The sequence below is a fragment of the Streptomyces sp. NPDC013157 genome, from assembly GCF_042899865.1.
Lineage (GTDB): Bacteria > Actinomycetota > Actinomycetes > Streptomycetales > Streptomycetaceae > Streptomyces.
In genome coordinates this window covers 78,609-94,694 of sequence record NZ_JBIBAK010000004.1, presented here as the reverse complement: position 1 = coordinate 94,694, position 16,086 = coordinate 78,609, and the positions used below count along the sequence as shown (strand labels likewise).

The following is a 16,086-nucleotide window of genomic DNA, read 5'->3' as shown; positions in this document are numbered from 1 at the left end:
TGCGCCGGGCGGAGGGCTGGATGCCCTGGCCCGGGAGTGACCGGCTTCGAGCCGTGTTCGAGCCGCGAGAGGGATCTACCCGGTCATGGAGGGGGCGAAGGGGGACAGGGCTGGGGCGAGTTGCATGCCGGGGGCCAGGCCGAGTGCGGTGAGGGCGTCGGGCAGGCCGTGCCCGGTACGGGCCGCGTCCAGTGTTCCCGGTGCGGCCAGTGGGCGGCAGCTGGCGGCGATGATCTCGAACAGGTGCTGCACGCGGCCGGGTCCGCGAGGCAGCAGCCGGCCGTGGAAGTCCTCGTGGTGGGCCAGCACGAGCGCGGCCAGGCCCGCGATGTGGGCAGACGCGGTGCCGGTACCGTCGAGGGCGGTATAGCCGCCGCCCGGGGAGCAGGAGAGAACCGCAACGCCGGGGGCGGCCGCATTCACCCCGGGGCCGTGGCAGCTGAACGGCGCGGCGAACAGCCCTTCCGGGCTCAGCTGCGGCCCGATGTGGACGGCGTGGGAGGTGTCGGGCGGATAGGTGCCGAAGGCTCCCAGAGCGCCCACGGCGAGGACGGTGGGCAGCGAGGCGGGGAAGGAGACCGGTCCGCCGCTGTCGCCTGCCGGAGCGATGCAGGCGATGCCCGCCGCGGTGGCGTCGGCGAGTTTGCGGGAGACCAGCGCCGAGGGGTACGGGGTCGCCACCTGGAGGTGGGCGATGTCGGCCTCGTGCTCGATGCAGTCGTCCAGGGCGGCGATCAGGTCGCTGAAGTGGCCGCCGGGCATGACCTGGCAGACTTCGAGTTCGGCGTCGACGGCGATGCCGATGATGCCCTTGCCGGTGTCCGCCCCGGCGATGACGCCGGCCGCGTGGGTGCCGGTGCCGACCGGGTCGTGGGCCCAGCCCTCCTTCGTGCCGCGCACGAAGTCGGCACCGGAGCGCACCCGTTGCTTCAGGTCGGGGTGGTCGGCACTCACGCCCGTACCGATGACGGCGATCTTGATGCCGAAGCCGCGGAACGTGGGCGGCAGCCGGTCCAACCGCATGGCCTGCTGGCCCCAGCCGTAACTCTGCCGCTGTTCCAGTTCCGGGTAGACCTTGGACAGCGGGGTGAGGGTGACGAGGTTGTCCTGGGTCCCCGACAGGTCGGGGCGGTGGATCCAGAGGTCGGTGTAGCCGCCCGCGGGCCGGACGTACAGGGACTGGACGGACTCCACGGTCTCCGTCGCCAGGGTGAGGGTGGCCCTCCCGTCGGGGCCGGTGACGCCCTGGCTCGGCCATGTCGCCCCGATCAGGAACACCCCTGCGCCGGCCAGCGGTTCGCCGTCCGGGCCGCAGACGCGGACCTGGACCTCCACGGGCTCCTCCAGCGGCATGACCAGCCCCGGGTCGCGCAACGGCAGCATCCCCGCGGTCGGCGTGGCAACGGGTAGGACTGCGGACAGCGGCAGATCCGGCTCGATGTGCACATGCAGCGTCTGCATCGCCGGTACCTGGGCCTCGGCGGCCTCGACGACCACGAGTTCGGGGCAGGAGGGCTGCACGCCCGCCGACTTCAGCTTGTCCGAAGGGGTGAGTCTGCGGACCACCGTGACCTCGGGCATCCGCTCCAGATGGTCGCACACCGCGTCCATGCCGAGTTCGGGCACTCCCACGGGCAGAAGCTGCTGCGGCAGCGGGGTCACCATGTAGCGGGACCGGCGTGGCTGCACCGCGATCGATGACGGTCCGCCCTTCTTGCGTGGCCCCGGTTTCTCCTCGGGGCCCGGCCCGCCGGCCCCCGCGCCCTCGGATTCGCTCTGGCGGTTGCTCCGGGGCTTGCTTCCGGGCCTGTCCTTGACCATTACATCCACCTTGACCATGTCTGCGTAGGTTTTTGGGCTTCTGTTGCGCATGACGGGCGGCCGGCGCCTTCCGCGGCTGTGCGGTGTGCCCGGGAATCGATCCCGGGCACACCGCACAGCGCACTGCCTGCCTTGTGTCAGCCGATGCCGAAGGGCAGACCCATCTGGCCGAAGCCGAAGCCGGGCTGCTGGTACTGCTGCGGGTACTGCTGCGAGTACTGCTGGCCGAAGCCGCCGCCCCACGGCTGGTGGCTCTGCTGGCCCTGCTGACCCTGCTGGCCGCCCTGCTGACCCTGGTGGCTCTGCTGCAGCAGCGTCAGGATCGCGGTCGGCAGCGCCTGCTGCACGGACTGCTCCACGGCGCTGCGCACGCCCTGGATCAGCGTGCTGTGCAGCGCGACGGCCAGGTACGGGTGGGCGTGGTGGGCGATGCCCTGCTGCTGCAGCTGCTGCTGGACCTGCTGGATCTGCTGCAGCGTCTGCTGCATGCGCTGCGCGATCTGCTGGCCCGCCTGCTGGCAGGCCTGCTGGATGGACTGCTGGACGACCTGCGCGAGCTGCTGCTGCGGTCCGGCGATCTGCTGGCCGAACTGCTGCAGAGGCGGGGTACCGGTCATCACCGACATGGATGCTCCGTTCGATGTTACAGGAAGATCAACATATGGGATTTTGTTGACCTTTTCGGAATAATTCCGACATATTGAAGCTACGGTGATACCGGAGCGCCCCACAATCGGGCGAGCCACTCGGGGCGACGAATCCCCCGATCGGCCCCGGCGACCGGCGAACCGGCCAGGGACGCGGCAGGATGAACTGCTGCCGAAGGCGGCGAACGACCCGTGCGGGCGGCACTCACTCACCGCCGGCGCCGGCGGCAGGGGTTTCGGGGACCCGAGAATTCCGCTCGACACTCCCGGCACATCGCCAGGCATCACGGAGAGCGCGGATAGATTGGGCAAGGCCTTACAGCGATACGCGGTAGGGCAGCACCCGACCGGCCGAGCTCCCGCGGCCCTCGGGGTGAATGGGATATGGGGTAATTGGCAGCCCGACGGTTTCTGGTTCCGTTAGTTCAGGTTCGAGTCCTGGTATCCCAGCAAGCACGGACGCGGCCGGTGATCTGCTGCCGGTGCGGTGGGGCGTGGGGTCCTGATGACCTCACGCCCCTTTGCGTTACGCCTACTTGAGGGAGTCGACGAAGGGGGTCCAGGCAGTGGCGGCGAGGAGGAGGGTGGGGCCGTGGGGGGCGTTTTTCGAGTCGCGGACGGGGACGAGGGCGGGGAAGCCGTCGGCGACCTCGACGCAGTTGCCACCGTCACCGCAGCGCCGGCACCTTCCCCCGGCAGCTCGCCCTGCAGACCGTCAACGGCAAGGTCCAACTGGTGCAGAAGCCGGTCAAGGAGCTGAAGACACTCCGCGGGGCCGCCGCCGGCGTCCCGGCCACGGCCGTCACCAACGGCACCACGCCGCTCGGCGTGAGCGGCAGCACCCTGGAACTCCAGGCCACTCTCACCGCGGGCACCGCTGAGCGCTTCGGTCTCGACGTCCGTACCGGCGGTGCCCAGCGCACCCGGATCGGCTACGACACCACCACCGGCGAGGTCTACCTGGACCGCACCGCCTCCGGCGCGACCGACTTCGACCCGACCTTCGCCAGTACCGAGCGCGCCCCCCTGGCCCTTGACGGCAAGCCGCTGAGCCTGCACGTCCTCGTCGACGCGTCCTCGGTCGAGGTCTACGCGGAGAACGCCTCCGGCGAACAGGTCGTCCTCACCGACCAGATCCTCCCAGATCCCGCCGACACCGGCGTCGACGTCTTCGCCGACGACGGCACCGCGAAGCTCGGCCGACTGAAGGCATGGCAACCGGCGTCCATCTGGAAGCGAGCGACCAGGGCAGGCTTGCGTGCGGCCCGGTCAGCTCGCGGTCGGCTGCGTCGGGCGCGGTGCCGGACCGTCCGTTTCCGTACGGCGGTTGTCGTCGGGGAACGTCAGGTCCGTCGCCTCCAGGGGTGCCTGGGTGGGCGATGTGGGGCGGGGCAGGGCGGTGGGCGGGTCGGCGCCCAGGCGTTCGCAGGTCAGCGCGGAGACGAGGATCGCGTCGTCCACGGCGATCCGCAGTGCGCCCGGGTCGGCCGCGGCCAGCGCCCGCGGGCTGTGCAGTCCGTGGCGGGTCAGCGCGCCCAGCAGCCCCGCGGTGAACGCGTCGCCCGCGCCGACGGTGTCCACCACCGCGACCTTCCGTCCGGGACGGCTCAGGCTCCCCGCGCCGGAGTAGACATGGGCGCCGTCGGGGCCGTCGGTGATGACGACGAGGAGTGCGCCGAGCTCCAGCCAGCGGGCGGCGGTCTTCTCGATCGGCGTGTCGGGGTAGAGCCACTCGACGTCCTCGCGGCTCGCCTTGACGAGGTGGGCGGTGCCGACGCTCCGTTCGACGGCCTGCCTGCCGCGCTCCGGGTCGCCGAGGAGGACGGGGCGGACGTTGGGGTCGTAGCTGATCAGCGTCGTGCCCTCGGCGCGCAGGCGGCAGGCAACGGAGTGGATGTGCCGGTCGGCCGGAGCCGTCCAGGAGGCGACCGAACCGAAGTGCAGTACGGCCGTGTCCCGGGGGACGAGCGCGGTCTCCGCCTCGCTCCACTGCCAGTCCGCGGTGCCGTCCAGGTAGAAGTCGTAACTCGCCCGCCCCTGCCCGTCCATGGAGACCACGGCGAGCGTGGTGGGTTCGGCGGCGGCCGGGGCCGAGGTCAGGTCGACGCCCTCGGCGGCGGCGTGCGCGCGCAGCAACCGGCCGAAGGTGTTGTCGGCCAGCCGTGCCATGAGCGCGGTGCGGTGGCCGAGCCGGGCGAGGCCGATGGCGACGTTGAAGGGGCTGCCGCCGGGCCGGGCGCGGTAGTCGCCGGGGGCGTCGAGCTGGACCAGGTCGATGAGGGCTTCGCCGATCACGGTCACGGCCGGCGGCTGTGCGGCGGCTCGTACGGCTTCAGTCATGGCGGGGTCCTTCGGCCGGGATTTCGCCGGAGCCCCGCTCGATGAGCCGGGTTGGCACGGTGACGGTGCGGGTGGGCGACTCGTCGCCGTCCAGACGGTGGAAGAGCATCTCGGCGGCGGTCCTGCCCACCTCCTCGACGTTCTGGGCGATGACGGAGATGCCCGGGTCGAGGATGTCCGCCAACGGGAAGTCGTCGAAGCCCACGTGGGCGACGGTGTCCTGCAGTCCGAGGGCACGCAGGGCCCGCAGGGCGCCGATGGTGACCAGGTTCTGGCTGGTGAACAGTGCCGTGGGCGGATCCGGCAGCTCCAGCAGCCCCTTGGTGGCGGCGACGGCGGCCTCCTCACTGGCCGGCACGTGCCGCACGATCTCGTCGTCGTACGTGAGGTGCGCGACCTCCAGCGCGTGCCGGTACCCGTCGAAGCGCTGGGCGGCGGTCGGGATGGAGGCGCGGTCGCCGAGGTAGGCGATACGGCGGTGGCCGGCCTTGAGCAGGTGGTTGACGGCGGTGACGGCGCCCTGCCGGTTGTCGGAGACGACCGCGTCCGCGTCCAGCAGACCGGCCTCGCGGTCGACGAAGACCATGCGGGTGCCGGAGCGCTGTTCGCTGATCAGGTAGCTCTGGTCGCGTCCCGCCGGGACGATGACCAGCCCGTCCACCCGGCGGTCCACGAGCGCCTGGGCCAGCTCCCGTTCGCGTGCCGGGTCCTCGTCCACGCTGCCGACCAGCACCAGGACTCCGCGTTCCCGGGCGACGTTCTCCACGGTGCGGGTCAGGGCGGCCGAGAAGGGGTTCGCGGCGTCCTCGACCAGCATGCCGATGGTGGCGGTACGACCGTCGCCGCGGCGCAGACTGCTCGCGGTGAGGTTGGGACGGTAGCCCAGTTGGTCGGCGGCCTCGCGGACCCTGGCGACGATCGCGGGATCGACGGTGGGGACGCCGTTGAACACGCGCGAGACCGTCTTGATGGCGACTCCGGCCAGCGCCGCGACCTCACGCATGGTGGGGCGGCTGCGGGTGGACCGGGGCGGCGTTTCGCCCTGAGTCATCGTTGTCTCCTACCGGATTCGCGTTACCCACTCGTTGCCGACGCATGTTTATCAGCGTCTTGACGCGCTCGTCCATACAGGCCCAGTATCTCGCCCAGTCAACGTTGTCTCAGCGTCGGCCAAGGGACGGATCCGAAAGGGATCGAGCCATGAACTTCTCCACCAGTCACCTGTCGAGCCGCTCCGGCCGGCGTACCCGGGCGATGGCGATCGGCGTCACGGTCTGCCTCGGCGCGACGCTCGCGGCCTGCGGTTCCTCGAACGGGAGCGCCTCCTCGTCCGCCTCGGGGGGCGGTGGCAAGGTGGGGGTGTCGCTGATCCTGAAGACCCTCACCAACCCGTACTTCGTCAGCATGGAGAAGGACGCCAAGGCTCAGGCCGCCAAGGACAACGTGGGTCTCACGGTGGCGGCGGGCACCAGCGACGGCGACACCCAGACCCAGATCACCGCCATCGACAACGCGATAGCCCGTGGCGACAAGGGCATCCTCATCACCACCAACGGCGACGCGGTGAACGCGGCCCTGGGCCGGGCCAAGCAGGCCGGCCTGTTCGTGATCGCCCTGGACACCGCGCCGAACCCGACGAGCACCGCGGACATCACCTACGCCACCGACAACGAGCAGGCCGGCAAGCTCATCGGCCAGTACGCGGCGGCGGCCCTCGGCGGCAAGCCGGCCGTCATCGCCATGCTCGACCTGTTCAACAACCAGGTCGTCTCGGTCGACATCAACCGTGACCACGGCTTCCTGGAGGGCATGGGCATCGACCCGGGCAGCAAGACCGAGAACGGCAAGGAAGCCAAGTCCGGCAAGTACACCGGCGGCAAGGGCGGCACATACAAGGTCGTCTGTCACCAGCCCACGCAGGGCGCCATCGACGGCGGCCGCACCGCGATGGAGAACTGCCTGTCGGCCAACCCGGACATCAACGTCGTCTACGCGATCAACGAGCCCGCGGGTGAGGGCGCGTACAACGCGCTGAACGCGGCCGGCAAGGTGAAGCAGGCCGCGATCTACGCGATCGACGGCAGCTGCTCCGGCCTGAAGAACGTGACCAGCGGGGAGTTCGCCGCCGACGCGGTGCAGTACCCGGGCAAGATGGCGGCCCTCGGCGTCACGTCGATCGCCAAGCTGGCCCGCGGCGGCAGCAAGCCCAGCGTGACCGACGGCAAGTCCTTCTACGACACCGGTACCGCCCTCGTCGCCGCCAAGTCCCTGGACGGCCTGACCGTGCAGTCCCCCTCACAGGCCGCCTCCGCCTGCTGGGGCAGCTGACACCCCGCCGGGTGCGGCGCCGCGGCCCGTCGTCACGGCACCGGCGCCGCACCCGTACTCCACGAGCCCATGAGCCCGTACCAGGGAAAACACCGGAAGGACCCCCTGTGACCACCCACGTGGACAAAGCCACACCGGCACCGGCGGAGGAGTTCCTCAACAGGCCCGCCACCCCCAGCCAGCGCATCCACTCGGTGCTGCACCGCCAGCCGGCCCTCAGCCCGGCCATCGTCCTGGTGCTCGCCGCCGTCGTGTTCTCCCTGGTGAACGAGCGCTTCTACGCGCTGCAGAACCTCTCGCTGGTCGCCCAGCAGGTGGCCGTCATCGGTTCGCTCGCCGTCGGCCAGACGGTCATCATCCTCACCGCCGGCATCGACCTGTCGATCGGCGCGGTGATGGTGCTGTCCTCCCTGCTCATGTCGAAGCTCGTCGCGGACAACCACTGGCCCGGCGTGTTCGCCCTGCTGGCCGGGGCGGTCGTCGCGATCGCCGCGCAGGCCGTCAACGGCGTACTGGTGACCAAGATCAAGCTGCCGCCGTTCATCGTCACCCTCGGCACCCTCAGCGTCTTCACCGCCGTCACCCTCATCTACGCCAAGGGCCAGACCGTCGCCCTGCAGCCGGGCAACATCCTGCTGTGGAGCGGCCAGACCGTCTCGCTCGGACAGCTGAACCTCACGTACGGCGTCCTCCTCATGATCGCGCTGTACGCGGTGGTCGGCTACGCCCTGCGTTACACCGCCTGGGGCCGCCACCTCTACGCCGTCGGCGACGACGTCGAGGCCGCCCGGCTGGCCGGCATCTCCGTCAACCGGGTCCTGCTCAGCGCCTACATGGTGGGCGGTTTCGCCATCGCCGTGGGCGCCTGGATCCTGGTCGGCCGGGTCGGCGGCGGTGACCCCAACAGCGGTCTCAACGCCAACCTGCAGTCCATCACCGCCGTGGTGATCGGCGGCACCAGCCTGTTCGGCGGCCGCGGGGTGGTCTTCGGCTCGCTGATCGGCGCGCTCATCGTCCAGGTCTTCGTCAACGGCCTCGCGCTGGCCGGCATCGACCCCAACTACCAAGTCCTCGCAGTCGGCATCCTGGTGATCGCGGCTGTCTCCGTCGACCAGTGGATCCGGAGTGTGAAGTCGTGACGACCGCCACCGCCCCCGTTCTCGAAGCAAAGGGCCTGGTCAAGCTCTTCGGCAGGGTCGTCGGCCTGAACAGCGTCGACCTCACCCTCCACGCCGGCGAGGTCCTCGCCGTCATCGGCGACAACGGCGCCGGCAAGTCCACCCTGATCAAGTGCCTGTCCGGAGCCCTCGTCCCCGACCAGGGCAGCATCCTGGTCGACGGCAAGGAGGTCCACTTCAAACGCCCCCAGGACGCCCGCGACGCCGGCATCGAGACCGTCTACCAGACCCTCGCCGTCGCCCCCGCCCTGGACATCGCCAGCAACCTCTTCCTCGCCCGCGAGATCCGCCGCAAGGGCGTCCTCGGCTCGGTGTTCCGCATGCTCGACACCGGCGAGATGAAGAAGCAGGCCGCCGACCACATCAAACGGCTCGGCATCGGCACGCTGCAGAACATCAACCAGGCCGTGGAGACCCTCTCCGGCGGCCAGCGCCAGTCCGTGGCCGTCGCCCGTACCGCCGCCTTCGGCGGCCGGGTCGTGATCCTCGACGAACCCACCGCCGCGCTCGGCGTCCGCGAGACCGGCCAGGTCCTCAAACTCGTCCGCGACCTGCGCGACCAGGGTCTCGGCGTCATCCTCATCAGCCACAACATGCCCAACGTCTTCGAGGTCGCCGACCGCATCCACATCCAGCGCCTCGGCGCCCGCGCCGGCGTCATCACCCCCGAGTCGCACTCCATGGAGGACGCGGTGGCCATCATGACGGGCGCGAAGAAGCTCGCCCCCGAGGCGAGCTGAAAGGGGCGGCACGGGAATGACCGCCGAGTACCGGATCACCGAGAGCCGCCTCGGCGGCGAACCCACCCTCGTCGTCTCCGCACCAGACGACCGCGTACGCGCCGTCCTCGCCCTGCGCGGCGCGACCCTGCTGAGCTGGCAGGTCGGCAGCGAAGTCACCGGCGAACTCAAGGAGTTGACGGACGGCTACCGCGACGAGAAGGAGCTCCTGGCGCAGGACGGCGTCCGCGCCGGCCTGCTGGCCCCCTTCCCCAACCGCGTGGCCGATGCCCGCTACCGCTACGACGGCCACGACCACGACCTGCTCCCGGGCCACCACGGCGACCGGCTGATCTACCACGGCTTCGTCCGCGAGACCGCCTTCGCACTCGCCCACGCCGCCACGACACCGGACTCCGCCCGCCTGCTGCTGCGCACCACGGCCATCCGGCCGGGCGCATACTCCGGCTATCCCTTCGCGATCGACCTCACGGTCGAATACACCCTCAGCGGCAACGAGCTGGCCGTCGACGTCCGCGCGACGAACGTGGGCGACACGACCGCCCCCTACGCGACGGGCTGGCACCCGTACTTCACCCTGTCCCGCCCCATCGACGACCTGACCCTGCGCATCCCCGCGCACACCCTGATCCGCACCGACGCCTCCCTCATCCCGCTGCCCGGCGAGGACGGCCGCATCTCCCTGGACGACCGCCCCGACCTGGACTTCCGGGCGCCGAGACGACTGGGCGGCGTGGTCATCGACGCCTGCTACGCGGACCTCACTCCCGGCCCCGCCGGCCGGATCGAGACGGTACTGACCGATCCCGCGACCGGCGAGGAACTGCGCGTCTGGCAGCACAGCGGCTACCTGCACGTCTTCACCGGCGACACCCTGGCCCGCGACCGCCGCGCCTCCATCGCCCTTGAACCCGTCGAGACGACGACCGACGCCTTCAACCGCCCGGACCAGACCGCCGGCCTCGCCCTCGAACCGGGCAGGAGCCGCGCGTTCACCTTCGGTGTCGGGTACGCGGGCTCGGCGAACGCTTCCTGATCCGGCGTCCGTCGACGGGTGCGGCCCCCGCCGGGTGGTGAGGGCTCCGGGGAAGGTGGCCGGGGTGTTCTTGCCGCCGTTGGGGGCTCCGTGGAGTATCTGGCTCAATTGCCGTTTGCTCCGGGGGAGTTGCTGTGCCGATTCTGTTCGGTCTGTTGTTGGCCGGCGGGGTTGCCGTCTCGCTGATGCTCCTGGTGCAGCGTCGTGAGCAGCACCGGGAGACAGTGCGGGCCACCGTGTTGCAGACGCAGGTGGAGCTGCTGCGGGCCGCAGCGGCCGATCCGGAGCTGGTCCGGGCCGCGGCCGGGCAGCGGCTCAGCGGTGCGGAGCCCGGGGAGATACGTCGGCACCTGTTCTTCGAGGCTCAGGTGACCGCCTGGGAACTGCGGTGGCGCATCGGTGCCCTGACCCGGCACCAGCTCGGCGCCTACGCCGCGGGGCTGCTGGCCGACGAGGAGGGCCGCCGGTACTGGCAGCGCACCCGCACCGACCGCGTCGGCCTGTCCGGCGACGACGAGAAGCTGCGCACCTTCACCCAGGTGTTCGATGACGCGCTGCAGGAACTGCAGACCGCCGACGCCGGCTGATCAGTCGGTCTTCCTCAGGGCGGCCTTGAGGATCTGTTCGACGTCGAGGGTGGCCTCGGCGCCAATCGCCCCGGGCAGCGTGACGGTCTCGCCGGGTGAGTACGGCCGGTGGTGCTCGTACTTCTCCCCGCTGGGATCGGTGAGCACGTGGACGCGCTGGTGCTTGGGGTCGACGATGACGTAGACCGAAGGTGATCACCGGCCCCGCCCGTTGACCGCCGGATGCGCTGCATACAGCAGTGCCCCGGCGGTCGGCGGGCCACTGACGGTCAGGAGGAGTGGACCGGCTCCGCCGTCTCCGGGACATGCGAGGCGACCACCCGTACCTGACCGGTCGGCGTCGGGACGTCCCGGCGCCGGTCCACCGCGTACGCCACGCTCGCGACGCCCAGGCCCAGGACGGCGAGGGCCGCGCCCGCCAGGGCCGGGGACGTGACGCCGAAGCCCGCGGCCAGGGCCACGCCGCCGATCCAGGCGCCGCCGGCGTTGGCGAGGTTGAAGGCCGCCTGGTTGGCGGAGGAGGCGAGGGAGGGGCCGGCGGCGGCGCGCTCCATGACCATCAGCTGGAGCGGCGAGCCGGTGACGAAGGCCGCGACACCGAGGAGGACGACCGCGGCCGCCGCGCTCCACTCCGCCCGCATCAGGACCGGGAAGAGGAGCAGGACCGCCACCATCGACGCCAGGCCGCCGAAGAGCGTGCCGCGCATCGCGTGGTCGGCGAGGCGGCCGCCGACGAGGTTGCCGATCGTGGCGCCGACGCCGAAGAGGGCGAGGAGGAGCGTCACGTTCCCCTCTCCGTAGCCGGCGGACTCGGTCAGCATCGGCGTGATGTAGCTGTACGCGGAGAAGAGGGCGCCGAAGCCGACCACCGTGGTGGCGAGGGCCAGCCAGACCGGGAGGGAGCGCAGGGCGGTGAGTTCGCCGCGCAGGCCGGACGTCGGGACCGGGGTCTGCGTGGGGTGGATCAGGAAGAACACCGCGGCCATCGCCGCGACGCCGATCAGGCTCACGCCCAGGAAGGTCGCCCGCCACCCGAGGTGCTGGCCCATGAGGGTGGCGACCGGGACGCCCGCGATGTTGGCGACGGTCAGGCCCATGAACATCAGGGAGACCGAGCGGGCCTTGCGCTCCGGTGCCACCAGGCCGGTGGCGACGACCGCGCCGACGCCGAAGAAGGCGCCGTGCGGGAGGCCGCTGAGGAAGCGGGCGGCGAGGAGGGAGTCGTAGCCGGGGGCCAGGGCCGAGAGCGCGTTGCCCGCGACGAACAGGGCCATCAGGGAGATGAGGACCCGGCGGCGGGGCAGGCGCGCGGTGAGCGCGGCCAGCAGCGGGGCGCCGATGACGACGCCGAGGGCGTACGCCGAGACCAGGTGGCCGGCGGTGGGGATCGAGATGTGCAGGTCGTCGGCGACGTCGGGCAGCAGGCCCATCATGACGAATTCGGTGGTGCCGAGACCAAAAGCGCCGACGGCCAGGGCGAGCAGGGCCAGAGGCATGAAGGGCTTTGCCTTTCGGGGAGCAGGGTTCCGTGCGTTCTAAGTTCAACTACGGAACAAAGTCTCCCAGGCCAAGTATTCCGCCAGGTTACGGCGCAGTGTCCGATTGTCCTTACAAAGCCGGCGTGGCTGCGCTGACCAGGGGTTTCTACGAATCCGATGTGGTCAGGTTCACACGCGCCGCGATCGGGAGGTGGTCGCTGCCGGTCCTCGGGAGGGTCCAGGAACTCTCCGGCTCGACGCCCTTGACCATGATCTGGTCGATGCGGGCCATCGGGAACGCGGCCGGCCAACTGAACCCGAAGCCGCTGCCCGCCGCGCCCTGCGTGGAGCGCATCTGCGAGGTGACGCCGTTGAGGGAGCGGTCGTTCATCGTGCCGTTGAGGTCGCCGAGGAGGATCACCCGGGGCAGGGTCTCGTCGGCGATGGCCTCGCCCAGCGCGTCCGCGCTCGTGTCGCGCTGCCGGGCGGTGAAGCCGGCGTTCATCTTGACGCGTACGGAGGGGAGATGGGCGACGTAGACGGCGAGGGGGCCGTGCGGGGTGGCGACCGTGGCGCGCATCGCGCGCGTCCAGCCGAGCTTGATGTCGACGGCCTTGACGCCGGTGAGCCGGTACTTGCTCCACAGGCCGACGGTGCCCTCGACCGCGTGGTATTTGTACGTCGACGCCAGCGCCTTCTCGTACGTGGGTACGGCCGTCGCCGTCAGCTCCTCCAGGGCCAGCACGTCGGCGCCCGAGGAGGCGAGCCGGGTGGCCGTGCCGGTCGGGTCGGGGTTGTCGGCGTTGACGTTGTGCGTGGCCACCATGAAGTCGCCGCCGGTGCCCTGCTTGTCGGTGAGCAGTCCGCCGAACAGGTTCAGCCAGACGATCGCCGGGAGGAGGACGGCGATCAGCGCGGTCGCCGACCTGCGCAGGAAGCCGACCAGGACCAGTACCGGGATCAGCAGGCCCAGCCAGGGCAGGAAGGTCTCGGTGAGACTGCCGAGGTTGCCGACGCGATTGGGGATGCGGGAGTGCAGCAGCATCACGCCGGCGAGGAGCAGCGCCACCACGGCGGTGACGATGCCCCGGCGCCAGATGCGCGGATCGTTCCGCCAGCCCTTCAGCAGCCGTTCCACCAGGCGTCGGAACCGGTCTCCCCGACGCTCGGGTCCCGAGCCGCCGTTGTCCGTCTCCGTCATGTACGCCTGCTGCGCCATACCGCCTGCCTCACAACCTGCCGTGCACACCGTCGTCCCCCGGTTACGACCCTAGGGGATGATCGGCTCCTCTCCCGCCGTCACATGACGGCCGTACGCAAGAGGATGACGAACGGGCCGAGAGGAGGGGTTCCGGTTACCGGCGGGTCGGTGGGGTCTGTGACGAAACGCGAACACTTGCTACGGCGAGGTGACGGGGCCCAGCCCCGCCAGCACCTCGTCGACGATCTGTTCGGCCAGGCCCTCGGGGAGTTCCGCGTCGGGGCGCAGGATGGCCCTGAGCAGCATCGGCCCGGTGAACATGTCGTTGGCCAGCTCGATGTCGACGTCGGCGCGGAGTTCGCCGTTGCGCTGGCCGCGGCGCAGCACTTCCCTGCCCAGTTCGCGCCGGGGATTGACGACGTCGGCGTGGTAGGCGTTCCAGATGCGGGGGCTGCTCTTCATCTGGGCGTAGACGTTGTGCAGGATGGCCGACGAACGGTTCATCAGACCGCGCTGCCGCAGCGACTCGAGCAGCACGACGAGGTCGTCGCGCATGGAGGTGCCGGGGAGTTCGGGGTCGGGGGGCTCGGCGGCGCGCATGACGTCGACGAAGAGCTCCTCCTTGCCGTTCCAGCGGCGGTAGATGGTGGCCTTGCCGACGCCGGCGGTCCGGGCGATCCGCTCGATGGAGAGCTCGGCGAGCGGAACGCCCTCCTCCAGGAGCTTCATCACGCCTTCCAGGATGGCGATCTCCACCGCCTCGCTGCGGGGGCGGCCGCGGGCCGGATTGATGGACCGCGGTCCGCTGTCGGCAAGCGTCACGTCGTACCGTCCTCTCAGTGCACTGGCTGCGGGAATTCTCCCGCAGCCGAAGCCTCCCCCCGTGGTAGGCCACGAGGTTTCCCCCGTGGCTCCGGGGTGTCCCCCGGTGTCCCCCGTGGTTCCGGCCGGCGCCCGCCGGTCCGTTCAGTCGTTCTGGTCGTTCCGGTTGTTCCGGTTATTCCGGTCGTTCGTACTCACTCCGCCGCCACGACCAACTTCTGTTCCCGGTCGCCCTGCTGGCCGGCCGGCGGCTTGCCCGGCAGGAAGAGGGTCACGACCACGGCGCCGATCAGCGCGACGCCCGCGCCGCACAGGGCGGTGATGTGCATGGCGTGCAGGAAGGCGTCGTTGGCGGGGGTGACCAGGGCCTTGCCCTGCGCCCCGAGCTTCGAGGCGACGCCGAGCGTGGCCTCGATGGACTCGCCGGCGGTCTCGCGCAGCCCGGGCGGCAGCGCGCCGAGCTTGCCCTCGATGCCGTTGCGGTACGACGTCGACAGCACCGAGCCGAGCACGGCGATACCGAGGGCGCCGCCGACCTGGCGGAAGGTGTTGCTGAGCGCGGAGGCGGAACCGGCCTTCTCACGGGGCAGGGCCTGCATGATGACGACCGAGGTCGGCGTCATGATGTGCGCCATGCCGGTGCCCATCAGGAAGAAGACGACCTCCAGGATCCAGATCGGCGTGTCGGCCTGGAAGGTGGCGAAGGTGGCCAGGGTGGCGGCGATCAGCACCAGGCCGCCCGCGGTGGTGGCCTTGTTGCCGAACCGGTCCACCACCAGCCGGGCCCGAGGCGCGAAGATCATCTGCGCGGCGGCCAGCGGGAGCAGCAGCAGACCGGACTGCAGCGGCGAGTAGCCGCGCACGCTCTGGGTGTAGAAGACGGAGAAGAAGGTCACGCCCATCAGCGCGAAGAAGACCAGCGCGATGGCGGCCATGGCGGCCGAGAAGACCTTGTTCTTGAAGTAGGTGACGTCCAGCGAGGGGTGGTCGCTGCGCTTCTCGTAGATCACGAAGCCGGCGAGGACCGCGATGCCGGCGAAGATGGTCGCGAGCACCTTGGCGTCGGTGAAGTCGGCGAGCTCGCCGCCCTTGATGATGCCGTAGACCAGCAGGACGAGGCCGACGACGGAGAGCACCACGCCGACGGGGTCGAGGCGGCCCGGGCGCGGGTCGCGCGAGTCGGGGACCAGCCAGACCATCAGGGCGAGCGCGATGATCACGATCGGCACGTTGATGAGGAAGACCGAGCCCCACCAGAAGTGGTCGAGCAGCACACCGCCGGTGATCGGGCCGATGGCGATGGCGAGGCCGACGCCGCCGGCCCAGATGCCGATCGCCTTCGGCTGCTCCTGGCGCTCGAAGACGTTCATCAGGACGGCGAGGGTGGCGGGCATCACGAAGGCGGCACCGAGGGCCATCAGGGCGCGGAAGGCGATCAGCTGGTCCGCGGAGCCGGACTCGGCGGCGAGGGCCGAGCCGACGCCGAAGACCACGAGGCCGCCGATGAGCACCTTCTTGCGGCCGAGGCGGTCACCGACGAGGCCGGCGGTGAAGAGCAGGCCGGCGAAGACGAGGGTGTAGGCGTTGATCGCCCATTCCAGCTGGCTCTGGGTGGCGCCGAGGCCGACCGGGGCCGGGGTGGAGATGGTCTTGACGGCGACGTTCAGGATCGAGTTGTCGAGCACCACGATCAGCAGGCTCAGCATGAGCACGCCGAGAATCGCCCAGCGGCGCCGGTGCACCGCCTCGGGTATGCGCGGGCCGGGTGGAGCGTGGTCGGCAGGAGTTGTCATGCGGACGAGCCTATGACCATTTCAATACGGCACCGTCTCGTATCTGAATTCCTTTACCCATCCCTTACGGAACGCGACAGGGCCGGGCGGATCCCGGGGACCGTGGACGGCGGAC

Annotated in this window: 14 protein-coding genes, 1 tRNA gene and 2 pseudogenes; 7 read left to right on the top strand and 10 right to left on the bottom strand. The window is 70.6% G+C overall.

The window, feature by feature from the left end; translation table 11 throughout:
• Positions 1 to 75: 75 nt before the first annotated feature.
• Together ACFY6U_RS13765 and ACFY6U_RS13760 are read right to left on the bottom strand one after the other, a co-directional pair.
• Positions 76 to 1,821 carry a S8 family serine peptidase gene (locus ACFY6U_RS13765; protein ID WP_390037825.1) on the bottom strand — a complete coding sequence of 582 codons (1,746 nt, stop codon included), beginning with the start codon at positions 1,819 to 1,821 and terminating at the stop codon, positions 76 to 78.
• Between the two features lie 137 nt (positions 1,822 to 1,958).
• Entirely contained in the window at positions 1,959 to 2,447 is a 489-nt protein-coding gene (locus tag ACFY6U_RS13760; RefSeq protein WP_390037823.1) for a hypothetical protein, read from the bottom strand.
• Positions 2,448 to 2,846: 399 nt separating this feature from the next.
• On the opposite strand from ACFY6U_RS13760, the gene ACFY6U_RS13755 reads away from it, so the two are divergent.
• Positions 2,847 to 2,918: transfer RNA gene (locus tag ACFY6U_RS13755), tRNA-Gln, on the top strand.
• An 82-nt stretch (positions 2,919 to 3,000) separates the two neighbouring features.
• Here the strand turns inward: ACFY6U_RS13755 and ACFY6U_RS13750 are convergent.
• Positions 3,001 to 3,138: pseudogene (locus ACFY6U_RS13750) on the bottom strand (DUF397 domain-containing protein); the annotation flags it as partial.
• Positions 3,139 to 3,203: 65 nt separating this feature from the next.
• Between ACFY6U_RS13750 and ACFY6U_RS13745 the strand changes: the two are divergent.
• Positions 3,204 to 3,674, top strand: a pseudogene (locus ACFY6U_RS13745) (GH32 C-terminal domain-containing protein); the annotation flags it as partial.
• Between the two features lie 63 nt (positions 3,675 to 3,737).
• Here ACFY6U_RS13745 and ACFY6U_RS13740 read toward each other — a convergent pair.
• A complete protein-coding gene (locus ACFY6U_RS13740; protein WP_390037821.1) occupies positions 3,738 to 4,808 on the bottom strand; it encodes a carbohydrate kinase in 1,071 nt (356 codons plus the stop codon).
• Positions 4,801 to 5,859 carry a LacI family DNA-binding transcriptional regulator gene (locus ACFY6U_RS13735; RefSeq protein WP_390037819.1) on the bottom strand — a complete coding sequence of 353 codons (1,059 nt, stop codon included), beginning with the start codon at positions 5,857 to 5,859 and terminating at the stop codon, positions 4,801 to 4,803. The genes ACFY6U_RS13740 and ACFY6U_RS13735 overlap by 8 nt, the downstream gene beginning before the upstream one ends.
• Before the next feature lie 149 nt (positions 5,860 to 6,008).
• Between ACFY6U_RS13735 and ACFY6U_RS13730 the strand changes: the two genes are divergently transcribed.
• From ACFY6U_RS13730 to ACFY6U_RS13710, 5 genes are all read left to right on the top strand, one after another.
• The gene (locus ACFY6U_RS13730) at positions 6,009 to 7,136 is read left to right on the top strand and encodes a substrate-binding domain-containing protein (protein WP_390037817.1); all 1,128 of its coding nucleotides are present in this window, start codon (positions 6,009 to 6,011) and stop codon (positions 7,134 to 7,136) included.
• A 107-nt stretch (positions 7,137 to 7,243) separates the two neighbouring features.
• Positions 7,244 to 8,275 carry an ABC transporter permease gene (locus ACFY6U_RS13725; RefSeq protein WP_390037815.1) on the top strand — a complete coding sequence of 344 codons (1,032 nt, stop codon included), beginning with the start codon at positions 7,244 to 7,246 and terminating at the stop codon, positions 8,273 to 8,275.
• The gene (locus ACFY6U_RS13720; protein WP_390037813.1) at positions 8,272 to 9,054 is read left to right on the top strand and encodes an ATP-binding cassette domain-containing protein; all 783 of its coding nucleotides are present in this window, start codon (positions 8,272 to 8,274) and stop codon (positions 9,052 to 9,054) included. Before ACFY6U_RS13725 ends, ACFY6U_RS13720 begins: the two co-directional genes overlap by 4 nt.
• 16 nt (positions 9,055 to 9,070) lie before the next feature.
• On the top strand, positions 9,071 to 10,090 hold the full coding sequence (locus ACFY6U_RS13715) for an aldose 1-epimerase (protein WP_390037811.1): 1,020 nt from the start codon (positions 9,071 to 9,073) through the stop codon (positions 10,088 to 10,090).
• Positions 10,091 to 10,224: 134 nt separating this feature from the next.
• Positions 10,225 to 10,677 carry a DUF6082 family protein gene (locus ACFY6U_RS13710; protein ID WP_390037810.1) on the top strand — a complete coding sequence of 151 codons (453 nt, stop codon included), beginning with the start codon at positions 10,225 to 10,227 and terminating at the stop codon, positions 10,675 to 10,677.
• Here the strand turns inward: ACFY6U_RS13710 and ACFY6U_RS13705 are convergent, their stop codons facing one another.
• The 5 genes from ACFY6U_RS13705 to ACFY6U_RS13685 form a co-directional block, all read right to left on the bottom strand.
• The gene (locus tag ACFY6U_RS13705; RefSeq protein WP_390037808.1) at positions 10,678 to 10,824 is read right to left on the bottom strand and encodes a hypothetical protein; all 147 of its coding nucleotides are present in this window, start codon (positions 10,822 to 10,824) and stop codon (positions 10,678 to 10,680) included.
• Positions 10,825 to 10,946: 122 nt separating this feature from the next.
• Positions 10,947 to 12,173 carry an MFS transporter gene (locus ACFY6U_RS13700; RefSeq protein ID WP_390037806.1) on the bottom strand — a complete coding sequence of 409 codons (1,227 nt, stop codon included), beginning with the start codon at positions 12,171 to 12,173 and terminating at the stop codon, positions 10,947 to 10,949.
• 148 nt (positions 12,174 to 12,321) lie between these two features.
• Entirely contained in the window at positions 12,322 to 13,374 is a 1,053-nt protein-coding gene (locus ACFY6U_RS13695; protein ID WP_390037804.1) for an endonuclease/exonuclease/phosphatase family protein, read from the bottom strand.
• A gap of 180 nt (positions 13,375 to 13,554) precedes the next feature.
• Positions 13,555 to 14,178, bottom strand: a complete 624-nt coding sequence (locus ACFY6U_RS13690) for a TetR/AcrR family transcriptional regulator (protein ID WP_390037802.1) — start codon at positions 14,176 to 14,178, stop codon at positions 13,555 to 13,557.
• 194 nt (positions 14,179 to 14,372) lie between these two features.
• On the bottom strand, positions 14,373 to 15,971 hold the full coding sequence (locus tag ACFY6U_RS13685) for an MFS transporter (protein ID WP_390037800.1): 1,599 nt from the start codon (positions 15,969 to 15,971) through the stop codon (positions 14,373 to 14,375).
• Between the last annotated feature and the right edge of the window lie 115 nt (positions 15,972 to 16,086).

Excerpts from the sequence above, each read along its gene's own strand:
- ACFY6U_RS13765 (WP_390037825.1), bottom strand. The coding sequence starts at position 1,821 with ATGGTCAAGGACAGGCCCGGAAGCAAGCCCCGGAGCAACCGCCAGAGC.
- ACFY6U_RS13760 (WP_390037823.1), bottom strand. The coding sequence starts at position 2,447 with ATGTCGGTGATGACCGGTACCCCGCCTCTGCAGCAGTTCGGCCAGCAG.
- ACFY6U_RS13740 (WP_390037821.1), bottom strand. The coding sequence starts at position 4,808 with ATGACTGAAGCCGTACGAGCCGCCGCACAGCCGCCGGCCGTGACCGTG.
- ACFY6U_RS13735 (WP_390037819.1), bottom strand. The coding sequence starts at position 5,859 with ATGACTCAGGGCGAAACGCCGCCCCGGTCCACCCGCAGCCGCCCCACC.
- ACFY6U_RS13730 (WP_390037817.1), top strand. The coding sequence starts at position 6,009 with ATGAACTTCTCCACCAGTCACCTGTCGAGCCGCTCCGGCCGGCGTACC.
- ACFY6U_RS13715 (WP_390037811.1), top strand. The coding sequence starts at position 9,071 with ATGACCGCCGAGTACCGGATCACCGAGAGCCGCCTCGGCGGCGAACCC.
- ACFY6U_RS13700 (WP_390037806.1), bottom strand. The coding sequence starts at position 12,173 with ATGCCTCTGGCCCTGCTCGCCCTGGCCGTCGGCGCTTTTGGTCTCGGC.
- ACFY6U_RS13695 (WP_390037804.1), bottom strand. The coding sequence starts at position 13,374 with ATGGCGCAGCAGGCGTACATGACGGAGACGGACAACGGCGGCTCGGGA.
- ACFY6U_RS13685 (WP_390037800.1), bottom strand. The coding sequence starts at position 15,971 with ATGACAACTCCTGCCGACCACGCTCCACCCGGCCCGCGCATACCCGAG.